At 50.4% G+C, this 26,302-nt stretch carries 25 protein-coding genes; 10 read left to right on the plus strand and 15 right to left on the minus strand.

The genetic code is table 11. From position 1 onward, the window contains the following. Window positions 1-2: 2 nt before the first annotated feature. Window positions 3-671, minus strand: a complete 669-nt coding sequence (locus ACM67E_RS06245; protein ID WP_416190609.1) for a class I SAM-dependent methyltransferase — start codon at window positions 669-671, stop codon at window positions 3-5. Window positions 672-683: 12 nt separating this feature from the next. Then, window positions 684-869: a DUF3460 family protein gene (locus tag ACM67E_RS06250; RefSeq protein ID WP_416190610.1), complete on the minus strand. Its 186-nt coding sequence runs from the start codon at window positions 867-869 to the stop codon at window positions 684-686. A 246-nt stretch (window positions 870-1,115) separates the two neighbouring features. Between ACM67E_RS06250 and ACM67E_RS06255 the strand changes: the two genes are divergently transcribed. Next, window positions 1,116-2,471 carry a polynucleotide adenylyltransferase PcnB gene (locus ACM67E_RS06255; protein WP_416190611.1) on the plus strand — a complete coding sequence of 452 codons (1,356 nt, stop codon included), beginning with the start codon at window positions 1,116-1,118 and terminating at the stop codon, window positions 2,469-2,471. A gap of 483 nt (window positions 2,472-2,954) precedes the next feature. Here ACM67E_RS06255 and mutL read toward each other — a convergent pair whose 3' ends face one another. From mutL to ACM67E_RS06275, 4 genes are all read right to left on the minus strand, one after another. Next, entirely contained in the window at window positions 2,955-4,970 is a 2,016-nt protein-coding gene (gene mutL, locus ACM67E_RS06260) for a DNA mismatch repair endonuclease MutL (protein WP_416190612.1), read from the minus strand. A 114-nt stretch (window positions 4,971-5,084) separates the two neighbouring features. Beyond that, window positions 5,085-5,639, minus strand: coding sequence for a YagU family protein (locus ACM67E_RS06265; RefSeq protein WP_416190613.1), 555 nt, complete (start codon window positions 5,637-5,639; stop codon window positions 5,085-5,087). 304 nt (window positions 5,640-5,943) lie between these two features. Then, on the minus strand, window positions 5,944-6,786 hold the full coding sequence (gene fghA / locus ACM67E_RS06270) for an S-formylglutathione hydrolase (RefSeq protein WP_416190614.1): 843 nt from the start codon (window positions 6,784-6,786) through the stop codon (window positions 5,944-5,946). Window positions 6,787-6,851: 65 nt separating this feature from the next. Then, window positions 6,852-7,796 (minus strand): class I SAM-dependent methyltransferase, encoded by a 945-nt coding sequence (locus ACM67E_RS06275; RefSeq protein ID WP_416192746.1) that lies wholly within the window; start codon window positions 7,794-7,796, stop codon window positions 6,852-6,854. A 316-nt stretch (window positions 7,797-8,112) separates the two neighbouring features. On the opposite strand from ACM67E_RS06275, the gene ACM67E_RS06280 reads away from it, so the two are divergent. Beyond that, window positions 8,113-9,513, plus strand: coding sequence for a DEAD/DEAH box helicase (locus ACM67E_RS06280; protein ID WP_416190615.1), 1,401 nt, complete (start codon window positions 8,113-8,115; stop codon window positions 9,511-9,513). Between the two features lie 160 nt (window positions 9,514-9,673). Continuing rightward, window positions 9,674-10,390, plus strand: a complete 717-nt coding sequence (trmB, locus tag ACM67E_RS06285; RefSeq protein ID WP_416190616.1) for a tRNA (guanosine(46)-N7)-methyltransferase TrmB — start codon at window positions 9,674-9,676, stop codon at window positions 10,388-10,390. Between the two features lie 261 nt (window positions 10,391-10,651). Here the strand turns inward: trmB and truB are convergent, their stop codons facing one another. Both truB and rbfA read right to left on the minus strand, forming a co-directional pair. Further along, a complete protein-coding gene (gene truB / locus ACM67E_RS06290) occupies window positions 10,652-11,563 on the minus strand; it encodes a tRNA pseudouridine(55) synthase TruB (RefSeq protein ID WP_416190617.1) in 912 nt (303 codons plus the stop codon). A gap of 73 nt (window positions 11,564-11,636) precedes the next feature. Next, complete coding sequence (gene rbfA, locus ACM67E_RS06295) at window positions 11,637-12,008, minus strand: 30S ribosome-binding factor RbfA (protein ID WP_416190618.1); 372 nt, start codon at window positions 12,006-12,008, stop codon at window positions 11,637-11,639. A gap of 129 nt (window positions 12,009-12,137) precedes the next feature. Between rbfA and ACM67E_RS06300 the strand changes: the two genes are divergently transcribed. After that, complete coding sequence (locus ACM67E_RS06300; protein WP_416190619.1) at window positions 12,138-13,178, plus strand: Gfo/Idh/MocA family oxidoreductase; 1,041 nt, start codon at window positions 12,138-12,140, stop codon at window positions 13,176-13,178. Window positions 13,179-13,243: 65 nt separating this feature from the next. Beyond that, window positions 13,244-14,491: an MFS transporter gene (locus ACM67E_RS06305; RefSeq protein WP_416190620.1), complete on the plus strand. Its 1,248-nt coding sequence runs from the start codon at window positions 13,244-13,246 to the stop codon at window positions 14,489-14,491. Window positions 14,492-14,609: 118 nt separating this feature from the next. Here the strand turns inward: ACM67E_RS06305 and recA are convergent, their stop codons facing one another. From recA to ACM67E_RS06325, 4 genes are all read right to left on the minus strand, one after another. Beyond that, window positions 14,610-15,656: a recombinase RecA gene (recA, locus tag ACM67E_RS06310; protein ID WP_416190621.1), complete on the minus strand. Its 1,047-nt coding sequence runs from the start codon at window positions 15,654-15,656 to the stop codon at window positions 14,610-14,612. A gap of 409 nt (window positions 15,657-16,065) precedes the next feature. Beyond that, entirely contained in the window at window positions 16,066-17,049 is a 984-nt protein-coding gene (gene lipA, locus ACM67E_RS06315; RefSeq protein ID WP_416190622.1) for a lipoyl synthase, read from the minus strand. Then, a complete protein-coding gene (lipB, locus tag ACM67E_RS06320; protein ID WP_416190623.1) occupies window positions 17,042-17,662 on the minus strand; it encodes a lipoyl(octanoyl) transferase LipB in 621 nt (206 codons plus the stop codon). The genes lipA and lipB overlap by 8 nt, the downstream gene beginning before the upstream one ends. Before the next feature lies 1 nt (window position 17,663). Then, a complete protein-coding gene (locus ACM67E_RS06325; RefSeq protein ID WP_416190624.1) occupies window positions 17,664-17,951 on the minus strand; it encodes a YbeD family protein in 288 nt (95 codons plus the stop codon). A gap of 222 nt (window positions 17,952-18,173) precedes the next feature. Here ACM67E_RS06325 and lon point away from each other — a divergent pair, with 222 nt between their 5' ends. The 4 genes from lon (at window position 18,174) to ACM67E_RS06345 (ending at window position 22,791) form a co-directional block, all read left to right on the plus strand. Beyond that, on the plus strand, window positions 18,174-20,627 hold the full coding sequence (lon, locus tag ACM67E_RS06330) for an endopeptidase La (RefSeq protein ID WP_416190625.1): 2,454 nt from the start codon (window positions 18,174-18,176) through the stop codon (window positions 20,625-20,627). 188 nt (window positions 20,628-20,815) lie between these two features. After that, a complete protein-coding gene (locus ACM67E_RS06335; RefSeq protein ID WP_416190626.1) occupies window positions 20,816-21,085 on the plus strand; it encodes an HU family DNA-binding protein in 270 nt (89 codons plus the stop codon). Between the two features lie 207 nt (window positions 21,086-21,292). Beyond that, on the plus strand, window positions 21,293-21,916 hold the full coding sequence (locus ACM67E_RS06340; RefSeq protein ID WP_416190627.1) for a riboflavin synthase subunit alpha: 624 nt from the start codon (window positions 21,293-21,295) through the stop codon (window positions 21,914-21,916). A gap of 8 nt (window positions 21,917-21,924) precedes the next feature. Then, a complete protein-coding gene (locus ACM67E_RS06345) occupies window positions 21,925-22,791 on the plus strand; it encodes an ATP-binding protein (RefSeq protein WP_416190628.1) in 867 nt (288 codons plus the stop codon). Window positions 22,792-22,853: 62 nt separating this feature from the next. On the opposite strand, the gene ACM67E_RS06350 is transcribed toward ACM67E_RS06345, so the two are convergent. Beyond that, the gene (locus tag ACM67E_RS06350) at window positions 22,854-23,225 is read right to left on the minus strand and encodes a Spy/CpxP family protein refolding chaperone (RefSeq protein WP_416192747.1); all 372 of its coding nucleotides are present in this window, start codon (window positions 23,223-23,225) and stop codon (window positions 22,854-22,856) included. Window positions 23,226-23,597: 372 nt separating this feature from the next. On the opposite strand from ACM67E_RS06350, the gene rpe reads away from it, so the two are divergent. After that, window positions 23,598-24,275: a ribulose-phosphate 3-epimerase gene (gene rpe, locus ACM67E_RS06355; protein WP_416190629.1), complete on the plus strand. Its 678-nt coding sequence runs from the start codon at window positions 23,598-23,600 to the stop codon at window positions 24,273-24,275. Between the two features lie 235 nt (window positions 24,276-24,510). Here rpe and efp read toward each other — a convergent pair whose 3' ends face one another. Next, window positions 24,511-25,071 carry an elongation factor P gene (efp, locus tag ACM67E_RS06360; RefSeq protein WP_416190630.1) on the minus strand — a complete coding sequence of 187 codons (561 nt, stop codon included), beginning with the start codon at window positions 25,069-25,071 and terminating at the stop codon, window positions 24,511-24,513. A 40-nt stretch (window positions 25,072-25,111) separates the two neighbouring features. Then, window positions 25,112-26,266 carry an elongation factor P maturation arginine rhamnosyltransferase EarP gene (gene earP / locus ACM67E_RS06365; RefSeq protein ID WP_416190631.1) on the minus strand — a complete coding sequence of 385 codons (1,155 nt, stop codon included), beginning with the start codon at window positions 26,264-26,266 and terminating at the stop codon, window positions 25,112-25,114. Window positions 26,267-26,302: the final 36 nt, after the last annotated feature.

Genomic DNA, 26,302 nt, shown 5'->3' on the forward strand with positions numbered 1-26,302 from the left:
TTTTATTTTTTTAATAACAGGGTTAAGCCGTCTCCGACCGGCAGGGTAATCGGCACGATGCGTTCATCGTGCGGAAGGTTTTGGTTGAAACGCTGCAAAATCCGCAGGCTGGGCGGCGCGTTTTCAGCCGCGTCAGCCATCACGCGCCCGTTCAGCAGCACATTATCGATGGCGACCACGCCGCCGCTGCGCACCAATTTCAGGCAACGCTCGAAATATTGCGGCGTGGGCGGCTTGTCGGCATCAATCAGCGCCAAATCGTAGCTGCCGCTTTTGCCTTGGGCGATTAAATCGTCCAATGTCAGCAGGGCCGGTTGCAGGTGCAGGGTGATTTTGTGTGAAACACCCGCGGCCTGCCAGGTTTCGCGTGCAATATCGGTAAAAGTAACGTTGATGTCGCAGGCGGTAATGCGGCCGGTTTCGGGCATGGCCAAGGCCATTGCCGTGCTGCTGTAACCGGTGAACACGCCGACTTCCAGATAGTTTTCGACCTTCAGCAAACGCGCCAGCCAAGTCAGCAGGGCGGCCTGTTCGCGCGCAATCGCCATTTTCCCCAAACGGTGTGTTTCGGTGCGGCTGCGCAAGGCGGCGAGAACAGGATGCTCCGCTTCGCCGACGGCATTGAGATAATCCTGCAATCCGGGCGCAATATTGTGCGTATGCGTGGTCATGCCGTCTGAAAATCAGTCTTGGTAATAAGTGTAAGGCTTTTTCGCCACTTTTGCCGCTTCAAAACCGGCCTGCTCTTCGGCATTGAGTTCGACATCCCACAATAAACCGCGGTTGTCCAAACGCTCTTGCTCCAGCTCGGGATTGTCTTCGACCAATTGGTCTAAAAATCGGGTGGCATCGGATTGGTAATGGTACATTTCGGTGGCTCCAAAGGCGCGTAAAATGCGTTAAGGCCGATATTATAGCCGATTTTGTTGGGGAAAACAGGGTTTCGGGTATAATGGCGGATTATTGTTGCGAAACAGCGTTTAACGGCTGTTTTGCGGTTTGATGACCCAAGGCCGTCTGAAACCTTTGCCCAGTATTTTGCCGGCAGAATATTGCGCAAAGGTTGCTTCGACCGTCAGCGTTTCAGACGGCCCCGATTGAAAAGAATCTGATTTATGTTGAAAAAATGGCTGCACAAAGTTTTGCCGTCGAAGTCGGGCAAAACGGTGCAAAAAACGGTTTTGCCGTACAGCGAACACCGCATCAGCGCGGATATGTTGAGCTTTGCCGCCGAAAAAGTGGTGAAGCAGTTGAATAAAGAAGGCTTTCAGGCTTATGTCGTCGGCGGCGCGGTACGCGATTTATTGCTGGGCGTCGAGCCGAAAGATTTCGATGTCGCCACCGACGCTACGCCCGAGCAAGTGCACAAAATCTTCCGCCGCAGCCGCATTATCGGCCGCCGCTTCCAAATCGTGCATGTGATGGTCGGCCCCGAAACCATCGAGGTGACAACTTTCCGCGGCGGCAGCAAAGCCGTGCAAAACGCACACGGCCGCATCATGAAAGACAATACCTACGGCTCGATCGAAGAAGATGCCATGCGCCGCGATTTTACCTGCAATGCGCTGTATTACGATCCGGTTCGCGAGGAAATCCTCGATTTTCATCACGGTGTGGGCGACATTGCCGACCGCAAACTGGTGATGATCGGCAATCCGGCCGAACGCTATCAGGAAGACCCCGTGCGGATTCTGCGCGCGGTCAGGTTATCGGGCAAGCTCGGTTTCGATGTAGAAGAACACACCGCCGCGCCGATTCCCGAACACGCAGGCCGTCTGAAAAACGAGCCGGTAGCCAGACTGTTTGACGAAATCATGAAGCTGCTGTTTTCCGGCCATGCCCGCGAATGCCTTCAAAAACTCAACAGCTTGGCCGTCAGCAACGACATTCATCCGCTCCTTACGGCACTTAAATCCGCCGAAAAACCGGAAAACCGCATCATCGCATTGGCCTTGAAAAATACCGATGAGCGGCTGCGTGCGGACAAATCCGTGTCGGTCGGTTTCGTCTTGGCCGCGGTTTTGTGGCCGCAACTCAACGCTTATTGGCAGGAATACCGACGGCAAGGCCAAAAATCCGCACCGGCCTTGAACGATGCTGTCGGCACTTTGCGCGATACGGTGGAAAAAGGCTGGGGCGTACCGCAACGCTTTTCCGCCACCATGCGCGAAATCTGGCAGCTTCAGCCGCAGTTTGAAAACATGCGCGGTGCACGTCCGCACAAATTGCTGAGCCAGCCGCGCTTTCGCGCCGCTTACGATTTTCTCGTTCTGCGCGGACAAGTCGGCGAAGTGGACAACGATATAGTGGAGTGGTGGACAAGCTTCCAACACGCCGACGACGAAACCCGCAGCCAAATGACGCTGGCCGCACAGCAACGCCAACAGCAGGAACGCCGCGAAAACGGCGACGCACCGAAACGCAAACGGCGCAGAAAGCCGCGCAGAAAGAAAATAGCCGAAGCGGAATAAATCGGTTTGAACAATAAGGAATGCCGTCTGAAACGTGAATCTTCAGACGGCTTTTTGATTGGGCAGTATTCTTGTAGGTTGGATTGGTAAATCCGATTAAACCGTTGAGATTCAGAAAATGTTGCGTCATGGCCCAACCTGCGTCTGAAAAGTTTGGATTTTCAGCATTTTGTAGGTTGGGTTGATAAACCCAACTAAACCGTTAAGATTCAGCTCGTAGGTACGGTTAGCTGCCCCAAGCAGCGTAACCGTACGCATGTCTGTACACTTCATAAAAACCACAAGGCCGTCTGAAATCTACTTTCAGACGGCTTTTACTCACCTTACATAGGTTCGTACGGTTACGCTGCTTGGGGCAGCTAACCGTACCTACGATTGTGTAGCATGGTGTGGGCAACAAGTGCCCACCCTACCAGTTTCAGGCCGTCTGAAACGTTCAGACGGCCTTACTGTTTAATCCGCAATCAATTCAAATTCACTCCCTCACTGCCCGCGCAAAAACAGCGCGTCCAATTCTTTCAAAGTCAGTTTCACCCAAGTCGGGCGGCCGTGGTTGCATTGGTTGCTGCGCGGGGTGTTTTCCATATCGCGCAACAGGGCGTTCATTTCGGGGAGCGTGAGCCGGCGGCCGGCGCGCACGGAACCGTGGCACGACATGGTGGCGAGGAGTTGGTTTTCGCGTGCTTCTATGGTTTGGCTTGCGCCGGTGTGTGCCAACTCGTGCAACACGTCTTTGGCGAGCGCGGCAACGTCGGCTTTGCCCAGCATATTCGGCACGGCGCGCACGGCGATGGTGCTGCCGCCCATATCGGACATATCCAAGCCGAATGCCTGCAAGGTTTCGGTATGGTCGGCGAGGGTGGCGCATTCTTCGTGGCTGGCGGCAAAGGTCACGGGAATCAGCAGCCGCTGGCTTTGCAGGCTGCCCAAGCTGTCGCGCTGGCTTTTCATTTTTTCGTAATTCACGCGCTCGGCGGCGGCGTGCATATCGACCAGCAACAGGCTGTCTTCGGCTTGGGCGAGTATGTAAATGCCGAGCAATTGGGCGATGGCGAAACCCAGCGGCGGGGTTTCGGGGCGGCTGTCAAGGCCGTCTGAAAACGGATAGGGCGTGTTTTTATCCGATAAGTTTGCGTCCAAAACCGCACCGCCGAACCGCGCCTGCTCGAATTGCGCCAACTCGATGTCGTCGTTGGGATCGGTTTTTTTAAACAGTTCGGCGTAGGTGTTCATCGCGGCTTGGCTTTCGCGCAGGTTTAATGAACGCTGCTGCGGCGAACGTGCTGTTTGATAGGGCATGGGGGCGGTTTTGCCTGAATTGCGGTCGGGGCCGTCTGAAAAATCGGGGCGGGGAATTTTGGCATAATCGCCGTCAAAAGGCGCGGTTTGCTGCTGAAACGGATTTTCAGACGGCATGGTATCCGCCTGATTTCCGTTTTCAGACGGCCTTACTACGCCGAGCATGTCGTGCAGGATGCCGCCGGCGTTGCTCACGCTTTCGGTCTGGTCGGCACGCGTGGCGGCCAAGGCTTTGTTGAGCGTGTGGAACACCAATTGGTGAACCTGCTGGCTGTCGCGGAAGCGGATTTCGGTTTTGGTCGGGTGGACGTTGACATCGACCGCTTCGGGCGGCAAGTCGAGAAACAGAACGAAGGCCGGTGTCAGCGCGTTGTGCAATACGTCGCGGTAGGCCTGTTTCACCGCGTGCATGATGACTTTGTCTTTCACAAAGCGGTGGTTGACGAAGCAGTATTGTTTGTCGGTTTTACCTTTGGCGAAAGTGGGTTTCGCAATCGCGCCGTATAAACGCAAGGCACCGTTGCCGCTGTCGATTTCAAGGGAGGCCGTCTGAAAATCGTCGCCGACGATGGCGGCAATGCGTTCGTTCAGGCTTTGGCTCGGATAGCGGAACACGGTTTTGCCGTCGCGGCTGAGCGAAAAGGCGATGTGCGGATGCGCCAGAGCCAAGCGTTCGAGCATGGTGGCGCAATGGGCGTATTCGGTGTTTTCCGATTTGAGAAACTTGCGCCGCGCGGGGGTGTTGAAGAAAAGTTCGGCGACTTCGACGGTGGTGCCGACAGGGTGGGCGGCCGCTGCAGGCGCGCTGAGTTTGCCGTCTTCCGCTTTGACTTGATGGGCATGTGCGCCGTCGGCTTGGCGACTGGTCAGGGTCAGACGCGACACGGAGGCGATGCTGGCCAATCCTTCGCCGCGGAAACCCATGCTGGCGACGTGTTCCAAATCGCTTAAGGTTCTGATTTTGCTGGTGGCGTGGCGGTGCAGAGCCAGTTCGATGTCGTCGGCGTGGATGCCTGCGCCGTTGTCGGTGACGCGGATCAGGCGGATGCCGCCGCCTTCGAGTTCCACGTCAACCGCCGTTGCGCCTGCGTCGATGCTGTTTTCCACGATTTCTTTCAGCGCGTTGGCAGGGCGTTCGACCACTTCGCCGGCGGCGATTTGGTTGACGAGGTGATCGGGCAGGGCGGCAATTCGGGACATGGCGGATTCCGTGTTTCAAGCGTAAAAATAGAGCCGCCATTATAGCAAAAGGCCGTCTGAAAAGCTGTGTCGGCTTTTCAGACGGCCTTTAAACATAAACAATCGGACGGAAAATCAGTCTTTCCACCATACGCCGTAAATCGGACGGCCGAAGTGCGCCAACACCGCAATCATGCAGACTTCAATCGAAACCGACCAATAAATATGACCCAAAAATTCGCTCCACAATTCGGCGGCGTTCAAGTTCCACATCCAGCCGTTCAACCCTTCGGCGTATTTTGGATAACGGAAGCCGAACATCGGAATCAGCAAGCCGTGCATGACGACGGTGATGATGATGCCGTACAATGCGCCGTACCATGCGCGCATTTTCGACCAATACATCGAACCGACCACATAAACGAAGGCGAATACGAAACTGAAAAGCCAATGGTAAAGCGTTACCGCACCCAAGATGCTGTTGCCCTGGAACATATAGTCCAAAGAGTGCTGGTTGAAACCCAGCCAGCCGAGCCATGCGTCGATATTTGCGCCCGGCGGCGAAATTTCCCCCGGCATACGCGGCGGCATGTTGACTTCGGAGCCCCATTTGACTAAGGAACTGATGAAGCCGCCCACTAAGGTAGTCCATAAAATCACTTTACCGTTGACATTGTTTTCGGTACGCATTTTATTTTCCTTCAATTAAGAGTGATGGTGATGTAACTTTATTTCTTAGAAGCAGTTTTGTCGAATGCTATATAGCCGGTTGTTGATACAGGTCAAGTAAACTGTAAAGCAGCAGTATGGTTTTTAAATAATTAAGATAATATTTTTATTGGAAATTTCTTTACGGGTTTGAAATGTCGGATTACGGACACGTTAAGATTTTTTATGATAATAGAGTAAATGAGATGTAGTTTTAACTGAAAGGCCGTCTGAAAAGTAGTCAAATACTTTTCAGACGGCCTTTGATAATACGCAGATTTAGAGTTTACAAGCCCAACGCATCGGCATGAAATTCGATGTGGCTGTCGATAAAGCTGGCGATAAAGAAATAGCTGTGGTCGTAGCCGGCGCGTTTTTTGAATTGGACATCAAACCCGTTGCCGCGCGCGGCATGGACAAACGTTTCTGGTTGCAGCTCTTTCGGGTAAAACTGGTCGGCATCGCCTTGGTCAATCAGAATAGGCAGCTTTTTTGAGGCCGTCTGAACGAGGGCGGTGCTGTCGTAGGCTCGCCATGCGGTTTGGTCGTCGCCCAAATAGGCGGCAAAGGCTTTTTGTCCCCACGGCGTTTCGCTCGGGTTCACAATCGGCGCAAAGGCGGATACGGCGGCGTAGCGGTCGGGATTTTTCAGGGCGATTTGCAGCGCGCCGTGGCCGCCCATGCTGTGGCCGAAAATGCTGCGCTTGTCGACCACGGGGAAATGGGCTTCAATCAGAGCGGGCAGTTCTCCGACGATGTAGTCGTACATGCGGTAATGTTCCGCCCACGGGGATTGCGTGGCGTTCACATAAAATCCTGCGCCTTGGCCCAAGTCGTAGCCTTCGTCATCGGCAACATTGTTCCCGCGCGGCGAAGTATCGGGCATGACCAAAGCGATGCCCCATTGGGCGGCAAAGCGTTGCGCGCCGGATTTTTGGGTGAAGTTTTCATCGGTGCAGGTCAGACCGGAAAGCCAATATAAAACCGGCACGCGGTAGCCTTGCAGGGCTTGAGGCGGCAGGTAGATGCTGAAAGTCATGTCGCAACGGTTAACGCTCGAAGCGTGGCGGTAGCGTTCTTGATGACCGTTGAACATTTTGTTGCGGGAAAGCAGTTTGAGTGCGGACATAACAACCTTTCTTAACAGACAGAATGTTTTCAGACGGCCTCAACTTAATTAGGCCGTCTGAAGGGTTATTTGTGGCAGATTTCCCAACATTGGTGGATTTTTTTATTGCGGAAATCGTCGGGGACGGATTGTTTGGTTACATCTTTGACGGCATATTTTTCGCCGACCTGCGCGTCCAGCTCGAAGCTGCGCAGGTTGTTGGAAAAATACATCAGGCCGTCTGAAGCGAGCAGGTTCATCGCGCCGTCGATAAGCGTCATTTGGTCGCGTTGGATGTCGAGAATATCCAGCATTTTTTTGCTGTTGGAAAAACTCGGCGGATCCATCACAATCAGGTCGAATTTCTTGCTTTCGGCGGCAGCGGTTTTCAAGTATTGGAACACATCGGCGCGTATGATTTTGTGTGCGTTCGAATCGATGCCGTTCAACTCGAAATTGCGTTTTGCCCAATCGAGGTAAGTATTCGACAAATCAACGGTTTCGCTGGCGGTTGCGCCGCCTGTCGCGGCATAAACGGTAAAGCTGCCGGTGTAGGAAAACAGGTTTAAAAAGCGTTTCCCCGAGGCGGTTTCGCCGACCTTCTTGCGCGTGTTGCGGTGGTCGAGAAACAGGCCCGTATCCAGATATTTGTCGAGGTTGACCCAAAAGCGGCGGCCGTTTTCGGTAATGACGAAATCGGTTCCGGTTTTGCCGGTTTTTTCGTATTGCTGCGTACCTTTTTGGCGTTCGCGGCGTTTAAGGTGGATTTGTTCGGGAGCAAAACCGGTCACAAAAGCAACCGCTTCCAATACTTCGGCCAACCATGCTTCGTATTCTTCAGGCTGCATCAGCCAGCCGGTATCGTATTCCTGAAGGTGGATGTGCTCGCCGTAAACATCAACGGCAAAAGGGAACTGCGGAATGTCGCGGTCGTAAATGCGCCATGCTTCGATCTGGTTGCGTTTGGCCCATTTCATCAGGTGTTTGATGTTTTTGCCCAAGCGGTTGGCAAACGGCGTGATGTCGGTCATTTTCAGACGGCCTGTGAAGAAAACAGCCATTTTACGCCAATTAACGCTTTTGTGCTTGACCGGATGCGGCTGAATCTATATCATCCGCCGTTCGTCTTTATTTTATGAAGCCATCGTCTTCAAACCTATTAACCGGCTTTCCGCCGCGTTTCTTATATCTTTTTGCTTTCACGCATATTTGCAGGTTGTCGCCGATGTTAACTTACAAGCCCGAGTGCTTGCGACAACCCTGTAACTTGATTTCCGTTACTTATCCTTTGCTTCAGGCCGTCTGAATTTTCCAGTCGGAAGTTGTTGTTTTGTCTCCAGGATAGTCATGTCTATTAAATTTGCCGATTTAAACCTCGATAAAAACATTTTGTCTGCGCTGCAAAGCGCGGGCTACGAATCGCCGACCCCGATTCAGGCGCAATCCGTGCCTGTGGCTTTGGAAGGCCGCGACATCATGGCTTCGGCGCAAACCGGATCGGGCAAAACCGCCGCGTTTCTGCTGCCGACCCTGCAACGCCTGACCCGCCGCAGCGAAAAAAACGGCAAAGGCCCGCGCGCCCTGGTATTGACCCCGACCCGCGAGCTGGCTGCGCAAGTGGAAAAAAACGCGCTGACCTACGCGCAAAATATGAAATGGTTCCGCACCGTAAGCATCGTCGGCGGCGCATCGTTCGGTTATCAAACCCGCGCTTTGAGCAAACCGGTTGACCTGATTGTCGCCACTCCCGGCCGCCTGATGGACTTGATGGGCAGCGGCAAAGTCGATTTCGACCGCTTGGAAGTCTTGATTCTCGATGAAGCCGACCGTATGCTCGACATGGGTTTCATCGACGACATTGAAACCATCGTTGAAGCCACCCCGGAAGACCGCCAAACGCTGCTGTTTTCCGCTACATGGGACGGTGCGGTCGGCAAACTGGCACGCAAACTGACCAAAAATCCGGAAGTGATTGAGGTAGAGCGCGTAGACGACCAAGGCAAAATCGAAGAGCAATTGCTGTATTGCGACGACATGCGCCACAAAAACCGCCTACTTGACCACATTTTGCGTGATGCGAACATCGACCAATGCGTGATTTTCACTTCAACCAAAGCCATGACCGAAGTATTGGCCGACGAACTGTATGAAAAAGGTTTTGCGGCCAACTGTCTGCACGGCGACATGCCACAAGGCTGGCGCAACCGCACATTAATGGATCTGCGCAAAGGCCGCTGTAAAATTCTGGTGGCAACCGACGTGGCAGCGCGCGGTATCGACGTGCCGACCATTACCCACGTCATCAACTATGATTTGCCCAAGCAGGCCGAAGACTATGTCCACCGCATCGGCCGTACCGGCCGCGCAGGCCGTACCGGCATTGCGCTGACGTTTGCTGAGGTGAACGAATACGTCAAAGTCCACAAAATCGAAAAATACATCGGCCGCAAGCTGAACGAAGTTACCGTGGAAGGCATGGAGCCTACCCGTAAGCGCAAACCTGCCGCCGGCAAATCAAAAGGTTACGGCGGCAGAAACGGCAAAGGCGGCTATGCTGACCGCGACCGCAAATTCGGCGACCGTAAAGGCGGCAAACCGCGCAGCGAAGACGGTTTCAAAGCACGCAGTGAGGGTGCAAAAAAATCAGAAGGCTTTAAAAAAGGCGGCAGTGATTTTAAAGGTAAACGAAAATCCGCTGCCGAATTCGGCGGCAAAGGCGGCTATGGCAAGCCGGGCCGACGCGGATAAACTCGACGGTCATCATTTCAGACAAGGCCGTCTGAAGCATAGAGAAAGAAGGCCGTCTGAAAACAAATACGGTATTACCGCATACCGATAATCCAGTTAGGGCGGTTTAAAGCGCAGCTTTCAGACGGCCTTTTGTTTTGATTTCAAAGTGTGAACCAGCATGACAGATTCGACTCAAAACCATGAAGAAAACCAAGTACCGCCCGAGCATTTGCGTTCCATCCGCAGCTTTGTGCTCCGACAGGGCCACATGACTGCCGCCCAACAGCGCGCCATCGATACCATGTGGCCGCAGTTCGGTATCGATTACCAAGACACGGTTGTCGATTTGAACCGACTGTTCGGCCGCGACAATCCGAAAGTGTTGGAAATCGGTTTCGGTATGGGAACCGCGACCGTTGAAATTGCCAAACGCCTGCCTGAAACGGATTTTTTGGCTATTGATGTCCACGGCCCGGGTGTCGGCAATATTTTAAAGCTGATTGAAGAATCGCAAACCGGCAACATCCGCGTGATGCGTCATGACGCGGTGGAAGTGGTCGAAAATATGCTGGCCGATGGTGCGCTTGAAGGCATTCATATTTTCTTTCCCGATCCGTGGCACAAAAAACGCCACCACAAACGCCGCCTGGTGCAGACCCCGTTTGTGGAAAAGCTGTTGCCCAAACTGAAAGTCGGCGGCTATATCCACATGGCGACGGACTGGGAAGAATATGCGGTGCAGATGTTGGAAGTGTTAAGCGGTTTCGACAGTCTTCAGAATACCGCCCAAGATTACGCGCCGACACCGGATTACCGACCTGAAACCAAATTCGAAGCGCGCGGCAAGCGTTTGGGACATGGCGTTTGGGATTTGGTTTTCAAACGCGTGAAATAAGGAAATAGGAATCGAGGCCGTCTGAACATTTTTTCAGACGGCCTCGTTTTTTATAGGCCGAAACCTTTTCAAAGCCCAACTTATCTCTAATCCGTCATTTCCGCGCAGGCGGGAATCCAGAATTTTAATTTGCTGTTATCTTCAAATATTCCTGAAGCTGACAGGTCTGGATTCCCGTCTGCGCGGGAATGACGGATTAAAGATTTTTGAACATTTTCGGATTCTATAAAGGCTTCGACCTGCGTATAAGAGACCACGCATTCAGCGTGCGGTATTCATCAGCCGCAGCGGTTTCAGACGGCCTATGTCTTTCTGATATTCGACCAAGCCGATAAATTCGCCGTGACTGCTGTAAACCCGAATCGGCTGCTCATTTGAAACCGCTTCCGCAAACTGCGGACGTTGGCCGAATTTCAACATATCGACCGCGCGGTCGTTCAATATGATTTCAGGCAAATGCCGCACCAAAACATCGCAAGGCAGCAAAAGCGCATCACGTTCGACCTCGCTCAAACTTTCTAATTTTTCTAAGGTATGGGTTTCGGCTATACCGAAACCGGCGGTTTCCGTGCGGCGCAGGGCGGTCAGGTGGGCGAATGTGCCGATGTGTTTGGCGATGTCTTCGCTCAAAGTTCGGATATAAGTGCCTTTGCTGCAACGCACGCCGATGACCGCTTTCGGCGCGGCAAATTCTTGAATTTCAATCGAATAAATTTCAATATCGCGCGCTTTGCGTTCAATTGTGATGCCTTTACGCGCATATTCGTAAAGCGGCTTGCCTTCGTGTTTCAAAGCGGAAAACATCGGCGGCACTTGGCGGATTTTGCCCGTCAGCGCGGCGCAGGCCGTCTGAAATTCCTGTTTGGAAATATCGGCACGGGCGGTATCGATGATTTCGCCTTCGGCATCGCCCGTACTGCTGGCTTCGCCCAGCTTCATGGTGGCGGTGTACGCTTTATCCGCATCGAGCAGATATTGCGCGAACTTGGTCGCTTCGCCGAAGCAGACGGGCAGCAGGCCTGTGGCGAGCGGGTCGAGCACGCCGGTATGCCCCGCTTTTTCGGCACGGTATAACCGACGGGCTTTTTGCAGGGCAGTATTGCTGCTCAGGCCTTCGGGTTTGTCGAGTAATAAAACGCCGTTGACGGGGCGTTTGGCAGGTTTGCTGTTCATATCGGTTTTGTTTTTAATCGGAAAAGGCCGTCTGAAAAAGGATGGATGTTTTCAGACGGCCTTCATTATTTCCTCAATCTTCCACCGGCTTTTCCGCCGCCACTTGCTCAATCAGGCTGGAAATGCTCATGCCGCGCTCTAAAGATTCGTCGTATTTGAAATGCAGCTCGGGGATTTTGAAGAGCTTGATGCGCTTGGCCAATTCGCTGCGCAAATGGCCTTTGGCATGGTCGAGGGCTTCTTCGGTGATTTCGCGGGTACTGTCGTCCAACACGGTATAAAACACGGTGGCGTGGCTGTAATCGCGGGTTACCTCGACTTCGTTGATGGTGATGAAACCGGCGCGCGGGTCTTTCAAATCGGTGCGCACGAGTTCGGCCAGCTCGCGCATAATCTGTTCGCGGACACGATCTTGACGGGCATAGCCGCGTTGTGGTTTTCTCATGGTTTGTCCTTAAAAGACGGTCGCCTGCATTTTCAGACGGCCTGAAATTCTGAATCGGAGTATTATAGCGTATCGTCTTTACATTGAATACGGCAAAGGTTTGCGAGGCCGTCTGAAAAAGGAAATCCCATGAAAAAAATCAAAATCGGTTTGGCCGGATTCGGCATGTCGGCGCAGGTATTTCATATCCCGTTTTGGAGGGCGGACGGACGGTTTGAAGTCGTCAAGGTATTCGAACGCAGCGGCAATCAGGCCGAAAGTGTTTTGCCTGATGCCCAAACCGTGCGCAGCTTTGATGCTTTGCTCACGGATGAAGTGGATTTAATCGTGATTACCACGCCGAACCAAACGCATTTTGAATTGGCTCAACAGGCTTTGTCGGCAGGCAAGCATGTGGTGGTGGAAAAACCTTTGTGCGCAACTGTGGCAGAAGCCTCTGCACTGGCGGATTTGGCGGAAGCACAGGGCGTGTTGCTGACCGTTTACCAAAACCGCCGCTGGGACAGCGCGCCTTTGACCGCCAAAAAACTGATTTCAGACGGCCTGTTGGGACAAATTGTCGATGCGGAATTCCGTTTCGAGCGTTATTCGGCAGGATTGAACAAAAAGCGTTGGAAGGAAACCGGAGAAGCAGGCGTGGGTTTGGTGTACGATTTGGGTTCGCATCTGCTGGATATGGCGGTGGATGTGTTCGGAATGCCGTCTGAAATTTACGCCGACATCCGCCATCAGCACAAGGGGGCATTGAGCGACGATAATTTCGACATCGCGCTTTATTTTTCAGACGGCCTGAAAGTCTCGCTTATCAGCACGAAATACGCGCGCGAGCCTTTGCCGTTTATGACGCTGCACGGAACAAAAGGTTCGTACATCAAACAAAATGCGGACAATCAGGAAGCTTTGCTGGTAGGAGGAGCATTGCCGGCCGGCAGCTGGAATGTGGAAAGTCCGCAGGAATGGGGGATACTGCATACGGAAACCGATGGGAAAATCGTGCGCCGGGCCATGAAAAGTGTCAGCGGCGATTACGGTGCGTTTTACCGGAACCTGTATGCGGCATTGACGGAAAATGTACCGTTGTGCGTGGATGTAGGGCAGGTGGCGCAAGTATTGGGTTTGATTGAAAAAGCGTATGAAAGTGCACGGACCGGGCGGAGGATTAAGGTGTAAAGATGAACAAAAGGCCGTCTGAAATCAGGTTTCAGACGGCCTCTTATCGACATCAAGAGAAAAATATGCAGACGGAAATCCACCGGCAAAAATTATTGTGGCTGATTGCTTTGTCGGCAGCGGCAGTATTGATGATAACCATGGGCATCAGAATGTCGCTCGGCTTATTTGTACAGCCGATGGTAAACACAACGGCATTGAGCATGGCGGACATCAGTTTTGCCATGGCAGTATGCCAGTTGATATGGGGAGTGGCGCAGCCGTTGACCGGAGCTTTGGCCGACCGCTTCGGGGCATGGCCGGTATTGCTGTGGGGAACTGTGATAATGGCCATCGGTTGCGTATTAATCCCTTCGTTAACCACCGTATGGGGCTTGACTTTGAGTATGGGCGTGATGTTGGCCATGGGTTCGGGGGCAGGCAGCCACTCGATTTTGATGAGCCAGGTTTCAAATAAACTGCCGCAATCAATGCGCGGCACAGCTTCGGGCGTGGTCAACGCCGGCGGCTCTTTCGGTCAGTTTTTATTTTCACCTTTGGTACAGGGATTGATCTTTCTGCCGGCAATAGGGTGGCGCGGTGCCATGTATGTGTTAGGCGCGGTAAGCCTTTTGATTATTCCGATTGCGCGTTGGTTGACGTATCATGAGTTCGATTCTGCGACCGTTCAGACGGCCTCCGCTTCGCCCACGGAACAAACCTTAAGGCAGGCAGTCGGCCAAGCATTTAAAGAACGCAGTTATATTTTGTTGCATTTGGGCTTTTTTACCTGCGGTTTTCATATTGCTTTTTTGGTCACACATCTGCCGACTGAAGTCGCTTTGTGCGGATTGCCTCCGACGGTGGCATCATGGTCGCTGGCGATTATCGGCATATCCAATGTCATCGGCAGTTTGGCGGCCGGTTGGTGCGTGGGAAAATTCCGCAGCAAATATATTTTGTTTTGGATGTATGCTTCCCGAACTTGTCTGATTTTGGCTTATCTGATGATGCCGCGTACAGATTGGACTTTTTATCTGTTCGCATTCGGGCTGGGCTTGACGTGGTTGGCTACGGTGCCGCCTACGGCAGCGATTACGGGAAAATTATTCGGTGTGCGTTATTTGGCTACCTTGTTCGGCTTGACTTTATTGTCGCACCAAATCGGCGGATTTTTCGGCGCATATTTGGGCGGTATCGCCATTACGGCTTTCGGTGATTACAATTGGATGTGGTATGCCGATATGGTGCTCGCTGGTATCGCCGCACTGTTAAATTTACCGATACGGGAAGCCAAAATGGGCAGAACGCAGGAAGCAAGTGCAAAGGATTAGCCGATATTTCAGACGTTTCAGACAACCTTGTTTCACGGAACAGGTAAAATATAAAATAAAAGAGCAGGCGGAAAAACCTGCTCTTTTTAGTTTGGGAAATCTATCAAGATATTGATTTTTACTCTTCCGGACGTTCCCCGTCGGTATCGTCGATTTTGCCTTCGGTAATGTCGATGTTGATGCCGACTGCCGCACGGATTTTGGCATCGATTTCATCGGCTACTTCTGGATTTTCTTTCAGCCATAAGCGCACATTGTCTTTGCCTTGGCCGATTTTGGCACCGTTGTAGCTGTACCATGCACCTGATTTTTCAACGATGTCGTATTTCACGCCGATGTCGATCAATTCGCCTTCCCAGCTGACCCCTTCGCCGTAGAGAATATCGAATTCGGCCTGGCGGAACGGTGGCGCGACTTTGTTTTTAATCACTTTGACTTTGGTTTCGTTACCGATGACATCGTCGCCTTTCTTGATTTGGCCGGTACGGCGGATATCGAGGCGTACGGAAGCATAAAACTTCAACGCGTTACCGCCGGTGGTGGTTTCCGGGCTGCCGAACATCACACCGATTTTCATACGGATTTGGTTAATAAACACGACCAGAGTGTTGGTACGCTTGATGTGGCCGGTCAGTTTGCGCAGGGCTTGGCTCATCAGACGGGCTTGCAGACCGACATGGCTGTCGCCCATTTCACCTTCGATTTCGGCTTTAGGCACCAATGCGGCCACAGAGTCGACAACGACCATGTCCACACCGCCGGAACGTACCAAAGTATCGCAAATTTCCAAAGCCTGTTCGCCTGTATCGGGCTGGGAAAGATACAATTCTTCCACTTTTACCCCTAATTTACGCGCGTAAATCGGATCGAAAGCGTGTTCCGCATCAATAAAGGCACATACCCCACCTGCTTTTTGGCATTGCGCAATGGCTTCCAGACACAATGTGGTTTTACCGGATGATTCCGGACCGAAGATTTCGACCACACGGCCGCGCGGTAATCCGCCCACACCCAAAGCCAAGTCCAGACCGAGCGAACCGGTTGAGATGACTTCTAAATTTTCCTCCTGATGGCTTCCGTCCATTTTCATAATGGAACCTTTGCCGAAGTTTTTTTCGATTTGAGCCAAGGCAGCGGCTAGGGCTTTGCTTTTTTCATCTGACATGATTTGCACTTTCTGATAAGTGTTATCGCGAATAGCTAAGAATTTATTTAGCCATTATCCCATAAATTAAGAAAAAGTATAGTTTTATTTTGATTTATTTTCGAACGATTTGTAAAAACAGATAAGGCCGTCTGAAAAATATATTTAAAACATAGTGTTAAAAATCTTCGATACGGTATTATGTTGCGGTTTTCATCAAATGTATCACAAGAAGACTGCATCGAAACGGTGGGTATAGACAATACTGACACTCAAGACCGCAGAAAAATTTTTATAACAGATAAAATTATAACTCAAAATATTTTCAAAATTTTGCTTCTGTGCTTGAAAACAAGGTTTTTGTTTTCTTTTTTGCTGTTCAAAAATCATGCCGCCTGAACCTTTCAGACGGCATGATTCATTCCGGAATTTAATGGCTGCAACCGCCGCCGTGGTTTTCGCGCAAAGCCTCGGCAGCCTGTTCGTCAGCATGGTAGCTTGAGCGCACCATCGCGCCGATGGCCGCATTGCTGAAGCCCATTTCATAGGCTTCTTTTTCAAACACTTTGAACTGCTCGGGAGTTACATAGCGCAACACCGGCAAGTGGCCGTCTGAAGGTTGCAGATATTGGCCGATGGTAATCATTTCGATATTGTGCGCCCGCATATCGCGCATGATTTCGCGCACGTCGTCATCGGTTTCGCCCAGACCGACCATAATGCCGGATTTGGTCGGGATATGCGGCATCATTTCTTTATAGCGCCGCAGCAAATCCAAAGAGTGCTGATAATTCGCGCCCGGACGGGCTTTTTTATACAGGCTCGGGTGGGTTTCCAAATTATGGTTCATCACGTCCGGCGGAGTTTCGGTCAAGATTTGCAGGGCAATATCGAGACGTCCGCGGAAATCGGGTACCAGGATTTCGATTTTGGTGTTCGGACTGCGTTCTCGGATGGCTTTGATACAGTCGGCAAAGTGTTGCGCACCGCCGTCGCGCAAATCGTCGCGGTCAACCGAAGTAATCACGACATAACGCAGATTCATGGCGGCAACGGATTCGGCCAGATTTTTCGGTTCGTCGGGATCAAGCATATTCGGACGGCCATGACCAACATCGCAAAACGGGCAGCGGCGCGTACAGATGTCGCCCATAATCATAAAAGTGGCCGTACCTTTGCTGAAACACTCGCCGATATTGGGGCAACTTGCTTCTTCGCATACGGTATGCATTTTTTGATTTCGCAAAATATCTTTGATTTCAAAGAATTTTTTTGTCGGCAGTTTGGCGCGGATCCACTCGGGCTTTTTCAGTTTTTCCTGCAATGGAACGACTTTAATCGGGATACGCGCAGTTTTGTCTGCACCGCGCAATTTTACGCCGCGTTTGGGATCGTCAATTTTAATTTCACTCATTTGATTCTTTCAGAGTCAGTTGCATTTTCAGACGGCCTGTCAATTTTTCGGCAACTTCCGCCAGCGTCGGACACGGATTGATAAAGTCTGCGATTTGGGTCATTTCCATGCCGGCGTAACCGCAGGGGTTGATGTGGGTAAACGGGCTTAAATCCATGTTTACGTTCAAGGCCAAGCCGTGGTAAACCGAGCCGTTTTTGATGCGCAGTCCGAGCGAAGCGATTTTGCGTCCGCCTACATATACGCCGGGGCGTTTCGGATCAGCAGCGGCTTCAATGCGGTATTCGGCCAGTGTGCCGATGATACTGTTTTCAAGTGCGGAAACGATATGGCGGACGCTGGTTTTGCGGCGTTTGAAATCAATCATGGTATAAACCACCAATTGCCCCGGGCCGTGATAGGTGATTTGGCCGCCGCGGTCAATCTGAACCACGGGAATATCGTCGCGAATCAGCAAATGCTCGGGTTTGCCGGCAAGTCCTTGGGTAAAGACAGGGGGATGCTCGACGACCCATAATTCGTCTTCGGTATCTTCGTCGCGGCTTGCATTGAAGGCTTTCATCGCTTCAAAAGTAGGCTGGTAATCCGCCAAGCCTTTCTGCACGATTTTCATATCAGTAAACCACTTTCACCATTTCATGCGAAGTCAGGGCGAGATAAATATTGTCCAGTTGCTCTTTGCTGGTGGCTTCGATGCGGATCGTGGCTCCGGTATAATTGCCTTTGCTGCTCGCACGGGTTGTGATGTGTGCTTCTGTTGTGTTCGGGGCGTGTTCCTGAATGGCCGTCAAAATCGAGACAACAAATTCGGGGTGGGTCAGCCCCATGACTTTCAAGGGAAAGATGCACGGAAATTCAAGCAGGGTTTCGGTTTGCTCCGGTGTGTTGTTCTGCTCAGACATTGAGATACTCCTTGTTAAGGCCGTCTGAAATTTTCAGACGGCCCGATTGTGTATTCGGGCATATTTTAACGCAAACGCCAAGCCTTGTTAATCAGGCTTGTCCCTGCATTTAAAACGGTTATCGGGCAAATATGCGCATTAAACCAATTTTCAAGTCTTGAAATCCAATCTTTCAGCCCAACTTACGGGAAAACTTGATTTGAAACCACAGAGATTACACATATGTCAGAAGATAACAAATATTTTGAGGAATACAGTGTACTGGCCACTCTGCCTTTGCGCGATGTCGTGGTTTATCCGCATATGGTATTGCCTTTGTTTGTAGGCCGTCCGAAATCGATTGCTGCGCTGGAAATGGCGATGAGCAATGATGACCCGGTCTTTTTGCTAGCGCAACTTGATCCGAACACAGAAGAGCCGACTGCCAAAGATTTACACCGCATGGGTACCGTGGCTCAGGTATTGCAAGTATTGAAGCTGCCGGACGGTACGGTCAAAGTGTTGGTAGAAGGCATCCGCCGGGCACGCGCGCTGACCGTAGAGGATAAAGATGCTCTGTTCCTGGCGCACATTGAGGCTGTCGATGAAAACGAAGACGAGAACAATCCGGATATGGAAGCCTTGCGCCGCACTTTATTGTCTCAGTTTGAGCAATATGCCAAATTAAACAAAAAAATCCCAGCCGAAGTCGTCAATACGATTAACGGCATCAATGACAACAGCCGTCTGGTCGATACCATTGCCGCACATTTGCAATTGAAGCTGGAGCAACGCCAGGAGATTTTGGAAACTGCCGGCCTTGTCGGCCGTATGGAATTTCTGTTGGGACAATTGGAAGCCGAACTCGACATCATGCAGGTTGAGAAGCGTATCCGTGGCCGCGTCAAACGCCAAATGGAAAAATCCCAGCGCGAGTATTACCTTAACGAGCAAATCAAAGCGATTAATAAAGAATTGGGAGAAGAAGACGAGCGCGGCGAATTGGATGCGCTTGAAGCCAAAATCAAAGCGGCAGGCATGAGTAAGGAAGCGCAGGAAAAAGCCTTGGGCGAATTGAAAAAACTGAAAATGATGCCGCCTATGTCGGCCGAATCGACCGTGGTGCGCAATTATATCGATACGCTGCTCGAATTACCGTGGAAAAAGAAAACCCGTGTCATTAAAGATATTGCCAAAGCAGATTTGGTACTGAATGCCGACCATTTCGGCTTGGAAAAAGTCAAAGAGCGCATTTTGGAATACTTAGCGGTTCAAAAACGCAGCGACAAGCTTAAAGGGCCGATTTTATGTTTGGTCGGCCCTCCGGGCGTGGGTAAAACCTCGCTGGGTCAATCGATTGCCAAAGCCACCGGCCGGAAATACGTCCGTATGGCTTTGGGCGGCGTAAAAGACGAAAGCGAAATCCGCGGCCACCGCCGTACCTATATCGGCTCCATGCCGGGCAAAATCATTCAAAGCATGATTAAAGCGGAAGTAAAAAACCCGTTGTTCCTGCTTGATGAAATCGACAAATTGGGTAACGATTTCCGTGGCGACCCGGCTTCGGCTTTGCTGGAAGTGCTTGATCCGGAACAGAACAACGCGTTTTCCGACCATTTCGTCGAAGTAGATTATGACTTGAGCGACGTGCTGTTTATCGCCACTTCCAACAGCATGAATATTCCGCCGGCTCTGCTTGACCGCATGGAAATCATCCGCTTGTCGGGTTACACCGAAGACGAAAAAGTCAGCATTGCCATGCAGTATCTCGTGCCGAAACAGATGGAACGCAACGGTGTGCGCGACGGCGAAATGATGATTGAAGAATCTGCCGTACGCGATATTGTCCGCTATTACACGCGTGAAGCCGGCGTGCGTTCGCTTGACCGTGAAATCGCCAAAATTTGTCGTAAAGTAGTCATGGCTGTGCAACTGAAAGAAGATGCGCAGAAAGCCAAAAACCGAAAAGCCAAGCAGAAGGCTGTTGCAGTGAATGCCGGTAATCTGCAGGATTACTTGGGGGTACGCCGTTTTGATTTCGGTGTAGCAGAGAGTGAAAACCGTATCGGTCAAGTTACCGGGTTGGCATGGACGGAAGTCGGTGGCGAATTGCTGACTGTAGAGGCCGTAGCCTTGCCGGGCAAAGGCAATATCCAATCGACCGGCCAATTGGGCGATGTCATGAAAGAATCGGTAACCGCAGCTTGGTCGGTATTGCGGTCCCGTGCCGAATCGGTAGGCCTGGCGCCGAATTTCTATGAAAAACAGGATATGCACGTACACGTACCGGAAGGTGCCACACCGAAAGACGGCCCAAGTGCGGGTATTGCCATGACGCTGGCGATGGTTTCTGCCTTTACTGGCATTCCGGTTCGTGCGGACGTGGCAATGACAGGCGAAATTACCCTTCGCGGCGAAGTCTTGCCGATCGGCGGGTTAAAAGAAAAGCTGCTGGCAGCTTTGCGCGGCGGTATCAAGCATGTTTTAATTCCAAAGGATAACGTCAAAGATTTGGAAGAAATTCCGGAAAATGTGAAAACCGGTTTGGAAATCCATCCTGTCAAATGGATTGACGAAGTCTTGGCTTTGGGACTGGAGTATCAGCCTCAGCCTTGGCAGAATACCTTGGAAAATGTGCAAAACCTGCCGGAGAGCCCGAAAAGCAAGACGTCAAGAGCCAAAGCGACAAAACACTGATTTGATATAAATGTGTTGTAAAAGAATACGGGTTTGCCCGGCAAGCTTGCAAATTAAGGCAATCCCGTATTTTTTCGCTTGACATTCCAATTTCAGTATTGTTATAAAGCACACAGGTACTTCAAGAGTACGAAAAGCCCGAATCATCGGGTTCTCCATTATTTTCAACGATAGGAAGGGACTGAATTGTGAACAAGTCTGAATTAATCGAATCAATTGCTCAAGAAGCCGGTATTTCTAAAGCGGCTGCTCAAAAAGCATTGGATGCAACCACTAATGCTGTAACTGAAGCCCTGAAAAAAGGCGACACCGTAACTTTGGTAGGTTTTGGTACTTTCTACGTTGGCGAGCGTGCAGAGCGTCAAGGCCGCAATCCTAAAACCGGCGAGCCTCTGACTATTGCGGCTGCGAAAACTCCTAAATTCCGTGCAGGTAAGGCATTGAAAGATGCGCTGTAACTGCTTACAGCACAATGATTAAAACCGAATCTGCCGATTCGGTTTTTATTTTCATAACAAGATTGCCCATACGGCATCATACTCAAATAAATCTTGAGTAAATCAAATCCAAGATTCGGTTTAGGCCGTCTGAAAAATATCTTTCTTTCAGACGGCCTGATACATCTTACGTTACAATTGTATCGACCCAATCAATAAGGCATCAAAATGTTTACAGGTATTGTACAAGGGATGGGACGCATTGTTGCGGTGAACCAGCCGTCGTCTGATTTCCGAACCCATATCGTCGAATTGCCGTTAAGCATGGCAGATAATCTGAAAACCGGTGCTTCGGTTGCCAATAATGGTTGCTGTCTGACCATTACGCGAATTGAAGCAAATCAAGTCAGCTTTGATTTGATGAACGAGACTCTGGCTAAAACCAATTTAGGCCGTCTGAAAGCAGGGGACTTTGTCAATTTGGAACGGGCAGCCAAGTTTGGCGATGAAATAGGCGGCCATGTGATGAGCGGTCATGTAATGACGACCACATCCATTACCCGCATCGATAAAAACGAACTGAATCGTACGGTTTGGTTTCATCTGCCATCAGAGTTGAAACCTTACATTTTGACTAAAGGTTTTGTAGGATTGGATGGCTGCAGCCTGACTATCGGAGAAGTTACCGATGATGAATTCAATGTCCACCTGATTCCGGAAACTTTGGAGCGTACCTTATTCGGCGTTCGCCAAGTCGGTGAGGAAATCAACATTGAAATCGACCCGCAAACCCAAGCCATCGTCGATACCGTTTTACGTGTGATGGAACAGCAAAAGTCACAGGCCGTCTGAAAAAAATTATGGAATTAGCAGAATTTTTAAAAAAAGCCGATTCGGTTTTAAACCGCTTGGATTTGATTTTACCGGCGGAGCAGAGCGGGATTAATTGGAATGCTTTGGCTTACCGCTGGCAGAGTGTCGGCCGTAAAGGCATATTGGAGAGCCTGCCTAATCCGCATACATTTCCACTAAGCCGTTTGGCTGCCGTCGGCTCGCAGACCGAGCGCCTGATTCGCAATACCGAACAATTTTTAGCAGGCCGACCAGCCAATAATGTGCTGATGACGGGATCACGCGGTACCGGAAAATCTTCACTGGTAAAAGCATTGCTGCACGAATATGCCGGCCAAGGTCTGCGGTTGGTCGAAGTCGATAAAAGCGATTTGATTACATTACCGGCATTATTGCCGATTCTGGCAGAACGTCCGGAAAAATTCATTATTTTCTGCGATGACTTGTCTTTTGAAACAGGCGATGAAACCTACAAAGCCTTAAAGACCACCCTGGACGGCGGATTATCGCAGCGTTGCAGCAATGTAGTGGTATATGCTACCTCAAACCGCCGCCACTTAATGCCTGAATATATGGATGAAAACGGCGGTACTACCGGTATCCGCGGTGAAATCCACCAAAAGGAGGCCGTAGAAGAAAAAATCTCTTTATCCGACCGCTTCGGGTTATGGCTGAGCTTTTATCCGTTCGATCAAAACGATTATTTACAGGCCGTAGAAAATTGGTTGGATGACTTCGGTGTGGAATACGATGAAACCGCCAGAAAAGCGGCATTATTGTGGGCACAGATGCACAGTAACCGTTCCGGACGCTCGGCATGGCAGTTTGCCTGCGATTGGGCAGGACGACTGCCGGAGCAGCGAGTAATAGATTAAAGCCAAAAAATAAAAAGGCACTTTATATAAAGTGCCTTTAACGATGATGTCCATCGCCATGTCTAACGCAGGCAGTTGCTTAGCCACATCTGACGCTGCTCCGGACTCAATAGATGATAAATCCGGTGTTGGATAGCCAATTCGTCAACAGAGAAATCCATACTGGAAAGATAGCGGCTTTCGACATAATCACGGGCACTGTTTTGATCAAAACTCGGCTTAGATAGAATTTGGATAATGCTTCTGCGGCGTGTGCGGTCAACCCGTAATTCTTTTTTGAAAGCTTTGTCGGCTGCAGTTTTGTAATCCGAACGGATTTTGCGCATGGCATTATGCTGATCTTGGCTCAGATTCAGCTGTCGGAAATTACAATTGGGATGAAAATCATCCAATTGTATGGAATGCGGTGCAGCATGAACCAATCCGGCAAACATGCACAATGCAGCAAAAGACAAAAATTTAAGCAGTAAACCGAATCTAAACACGACAAACACAACATTTTCCTGGTTTTGAATATTTAGCGAATATAACGGATAAGCATGTCAAAGGCAGTATCATCAAAGTTAATATTCGTTAGACTAGTGTCAATTTTATATTAACAAACATTGATGTATGCTTTAATTTCAGTAGCTTATGAATGCTTAAGTGACTATTCCAAACCGATACAAAGTATCCATTAATATTTTAAACAAACATCTGTCTTTAATTTTATTTAAAATATCAGCATGCCGGACTGCCAATCCGTTATCATTATTGCACATGCTTTATTGAAAATTACACATGCTTATTGAAAGCCGGAGTATTCCATGAGCCATTACCGTATTTCCCCCAGTATCCTTTCCGCCGATTTCGCCCGTTTGGGTGAAGAAGTCCGCAATGTCATCGCTGCCGGTGCGGATTTGATACATTTCGATGTGATGGATAACCATTATGTGCCAAATTTGACATTTGGGCCGATGATTTGTGCGGCACTGAAGCCTTATGCCAGTGTGCCTATTGATGTGCATTTGATGGTGGAGCCGGTTGATGATTTGATTCAATCATTCGCTAAAGCAGGCGCAAACATCATTACTTTTCATCCGGAAGCCAGCAAACACGTTGACCGCAGCTTGAGTCTGATTCGTGATTTGGGCTGTCAGGCCGGTTTGGTACTGAATCCGGCTACTTCCGTGAGCGTGCTGGAAAATGTTTTGGATAGATTGGGCATGGTGTTGCTGATGTCGGTGAATCCGGGGTTTGGCGGACAAAGCTTTATTCCGCATACATTGGTCAAAATCCGCCAAGTTCGTGCCATGTTGGACAAATATGAATCCCAAACAGGCCGCCGTATTGCACTTGAAGTGGATGGCGGCGTAAAGGTGGAAAACATTGCTGAAATTGCCGCTGCCGGTGCGGATACCTTCGTGGCCGGCTCCGCTATTTTCGGCAAACCTGATTACAAAGCCGTCATTGACCAAATGCGTGAGGAATTGGCGCGTATTTGAATTTAACCGATCAGGTCATTTAAGAATGGTAATGCACTACTGATTCGGATAATTCCAGCAAGACAGGGCAGAGCAAGACATATCTCAAAAAGCGGAGAAATGCTGAACGGCGTATAGCTGGGAAATCCATTCAAATTAAAGACTTTGCCTAAGTCTCAGATTCTCTGTTTTAATGAAATCACACAGTAAAAAGGCCGTCTGAAATATTCAGACGGCCTATCATTTATCCGTGTGATCAAGCGCGTTTGCGGAATTCGCCGGTGCGTGTATCGATTTCGACTTTGTCGCCGGTTTCGATGTATGCCATCACTTGGATTTCGGTACCGCCGACCAAACGGGCGGTTTTCATCACTTTACCCGAAGTATCGCCTTTAACCGCAGGCTCGGTGTATTCCACTTCGCGGACGATGATGGTCGGCAATTCGACGGAAATCGGGTTGCCTTCGTAGAAGGTCACTTCGCATTGGTCTTCCATGCCGTCAACGATGAATTTCAACGCGTCGCCGATGTTTTCAGCTTCGATTTCGTATTGGTTGAATTCTTCGTCCATGAATACATACATCGGATCGGCAAAGTAGCTGTAGGTACAGTTTTTGCGGGCCAAAACCACGACGTCAAATTTGTCGTCGGCTTTAACGATGGTTTCTGAAGCCGCGCCGGTCAGCAGGTTTTTCAGTTTCATGCTGACTTTGGCCGAGCTTCGGCCGCCTTTGATGTATTCGCTTTTTTGCACGACCATCGGGTCGCTGCCGACCATGAATACATTACCCGGGCGCAGTTCTTGAGCTGTTTTCATTGTGTGTTTCCAATCAGATTCTAGTTGCAAAATAAACGCGCTATTTTAGCGTATTTGAAACAAATTTGGCTAGTTTTTCCATTGCGCTTGTTTGTGAAAACAGAAATTTCTGCCAATCTGCGACACTCTGCCGCCATTGCAGACGGTGTGCTGCCAAAGTCTGCCATGCGTTTAAGCGTTGTTCGGCGGATAGTTCGTGCGCACCGTTGAGTTCGTCGGATAAGGCTTGATGCGCAGTCATGATATGAATCGGATAAAACGGGGCTGTTTTTTGCCAAAACGCATACAGTTTTTCAAGATGCACCATTTCATCTTGCGGATAGATGTGCCAGAAAAACGGCTTGGCGGCAAACTGCGCGCGCACGAAACTGTCTTCGCCGCGGACGATCAGGCCGTCTGAAAGCTGTAACAGCTTGTCGAAATCTTGCTGCGGGACAAAAGGAATTTTAACCAACCTTACACAGGCCGTCTGAAAAATGTCTCCGGGGGCTTGCAGGGCGGTTTCGGGAACGACACCGGCAGATTTCAGGCTGTCTATGATTTGGTGTCCGGCCAAAAGCAGGGTAATCGGTTCGCCGTGCTGCCGCCACATATCCAGCCATTTTGCCCAAACAGGGCTTTGATAGCCGAACAGTAACCATTCTTCGGTGGTTTTATCGGGCAGGCCGTAATGCCGTCTGAAAAAGGTGGGTTCAAAATCAATGCGTTCGGCAAAATCGGCTTCGCGTATCAAACCGCCGCTTTTTTCGCTGAACCCCATGAACCAGAAAAATTTTTGTAACCCGTCGGCTTGCACCGACGGCATTAAATGCAGCCGCTCATTGCTTTCTTCCGCGCTCAAGTATTCCCAGTTGAGCCAAAGCGGGCGGTGGTTTTTGATAATGTCCGAAATATTTTGCGGCAGGTTGCAGGCAAAGGTTTCGATGACGGTTTGCGGCTGGGGAAGGGTGGCAATGTCGTCCGCCGATTGCGCTGTCCATTTGTGAACGCCAATATTTTGGTGGTTGCAGGGAACAGACGGCAAAGCAGGGCAAATCGTGCGCAGGGCAGGGAGATCGTCCACCCACAAATGCACTTCCCAATCCAATTCGTGGCAAAGAGCCTGAGCCAAACGCCACGATACGCCGATGTCGCCGAAATTATCGATGACATTGCAAAACATCCAACAGGATTTTTTTTCAGACGGCCTTTTCATTTCGTTATTTATAAATAAGGTTCGTAAAACGGAAAT

It is taken from the genome of Neisseria sp. CCUG12390 (assembly GCF_047837985.1).
Lineage (GTDB): Bacteria > Pseudomonadota > Gammaproteobacteria > Burkholderiales > Neisseriaceae > Neisseria.

Excerpts from the sequence above, each read along its gene's own strand:
- ACM67E_RS06245 (WP_416190609.1), bottom strand. The coding sequence starts at position 671 with ATGACCACGCATACGCACAATATTGCGCCCGGATTGCAGGATTATCTC.
- ACM67E_RS06250 (WP_416190610.1), bottom strand. The coding sequence starts at position 869 with ATGTACCATTACCAATCCGATGCCACCCGATTTTTAGACCAATTGGTC.
- ACM67E_RS06255 (WP_416190611.1), top strand. The coding sequence starts at position 1,116 with ATGTTGAAAAAATGGCTGCACAAAGTTTTGCCGTCGAAGTCGGGCAAA.
- mutL (WP_416190612.1), bottom strand. The coding sequence starts at position 4,970 with ATGTCCCGAATTGCCGCCCTGCCCGATCACCTCGTCAACCAAATCGCC.
- ACM67E_RS06265 (WP_416190613.1), bottom strand. The coding sequence starts at position 5,639 with ATGCGTACCGAAAACAATGTCAACGGTAAAGTGATTTTATGGACTACC.
- fghA (WP_416190614.1), bottom strand. The coding sequence starts at position 6,786 with ATGTCCGCACTCAAACTGCTTTCCCGCAACAAAATGTTCAACGGTCAT.
- ACM67E_RS06275 (WP_416192746.1), bottom strand. The coding sequence starts at position 7,796 with ATGACCGACATCACGCCGTTTGCCAACCGCTTGGGCAAAAACATCAAA.
- ACM67E_RS06280 (WP_416190615.1), top strand. The coding sequence starts at position 8,113 with ATGTCTATTAAATTTGCCGATTTAAACCTCGATAAAAACATTTTGTCT.
- trmB (WP_416190616.1), top strand. The coding sequence starts at position 9,674 with ATGACAGATTCGACTCAAAACCATGAAGAAAACCAAGTACCGCCCGAG.
- truB (WP_416190617.1), bottom strand. The coding sequence starts at position 11,563 with ATGAACAGCAAACCTGCCAAACGCCCCGTCAACGGCGTTTTATTACTC.
- rbfA (WP_416190618.1), bottom strand. The coding sequence starts at position 12,008 with ATGAGAAAACCACAACGCGGCTATGCCCGTCAAGATCGTGTCCGCGAA.
- ACM67E_RS06300 (WP_416190619.1), top strand. The coding sequence starts at position 12,138 with ATGAAAAAAATCAAAATCGGTTTGGCCGGATTCGGCATGTCGGCGCAG.
- ACM67E_RS06305 (WP_416190620.1), top strand. The coding sequence starts at position 13,244 with ATGCAGACGGAAATCCACCGGCAAAAATTATTGTGGCTGATTGCTTTG.
- recA (WP_416190621.1), bottom strand. The coding sequence starts at position 15,656 with ATGTCAGATGAAAAAAGCAAAGCCCTAGCCGCTGCCTTGGCTCAAATC.
- lipA (WP_416190622.1), bottom strand. The coding sequence starts at position 17,049 with ATGAGTGAAATTAAAATTGACGATCCCAAACGCGGCGTAAAATTGCGC.
- lipB (WP_416190623.1), bottom strand. The coding sequence starts at position 17,662 with ATGAAAATCGTGCAGAAAGGCTTGGCGGATTACCAGCCTACTTTTGAA.
- ACM67E_RS06325 (WP_416190624.1), bottom strand. The coding sequence starts at position 17,951 with ATGTCTGAGCAGAACAACACACCGGAGCAAACCGAAACCCTGCTTGAA.
- lon (WP_416190625.1), top strand. The coding sequence starts at position 18,174 with ATGTCAGAAGATAACAAATATTTTGAGGAATACAGTGTACTGGCCACT.
- ACM67E_RS06340 (WP_416190627.1), top strand. The coding sequence starts at position 21,293 with ATGTTTACAGGTATTGTACAAGGGATGGGACGCATTGTTGCGGTGAAC.
- ACM67E_RS06345 (WP_416190628.1), top strand. The coding sequence starts at position 21,925 with ATGGAATTAGCAGAATTTTTAAAAAAAGCCGATTCGGTTTTAAACCGC.
- ACM67E_RS06350 (WP_416192747.1), bottom strand. The coding sequence starts at position 23,225 with ATGTTTGCCGGATTGGTTCATGCTGCACCGCATTCCATACAATTGGAT.
- rpe (WP_416190629.1), top strand. The coding sequence starts at position 23,598 with ATGAGCCATTACCGTATTTCCCCCAGTATCCTTTCCGCCGATTTCGCC.
- efp (WP_416190630.1), bottom strand. The coding sequence starts at position 25,071 with ATGAAAACAGCTCAAGAACTGCGCCCGGGTAATGTATTCATGGTCGGC.
- earP (WP_416190631.1), bottom strand. The coding sequence starts at position 26,266 with ATGAAAAGGCCGTCTGAAAAAAAATCCTGTTGGATGTTTTGCAATGTC.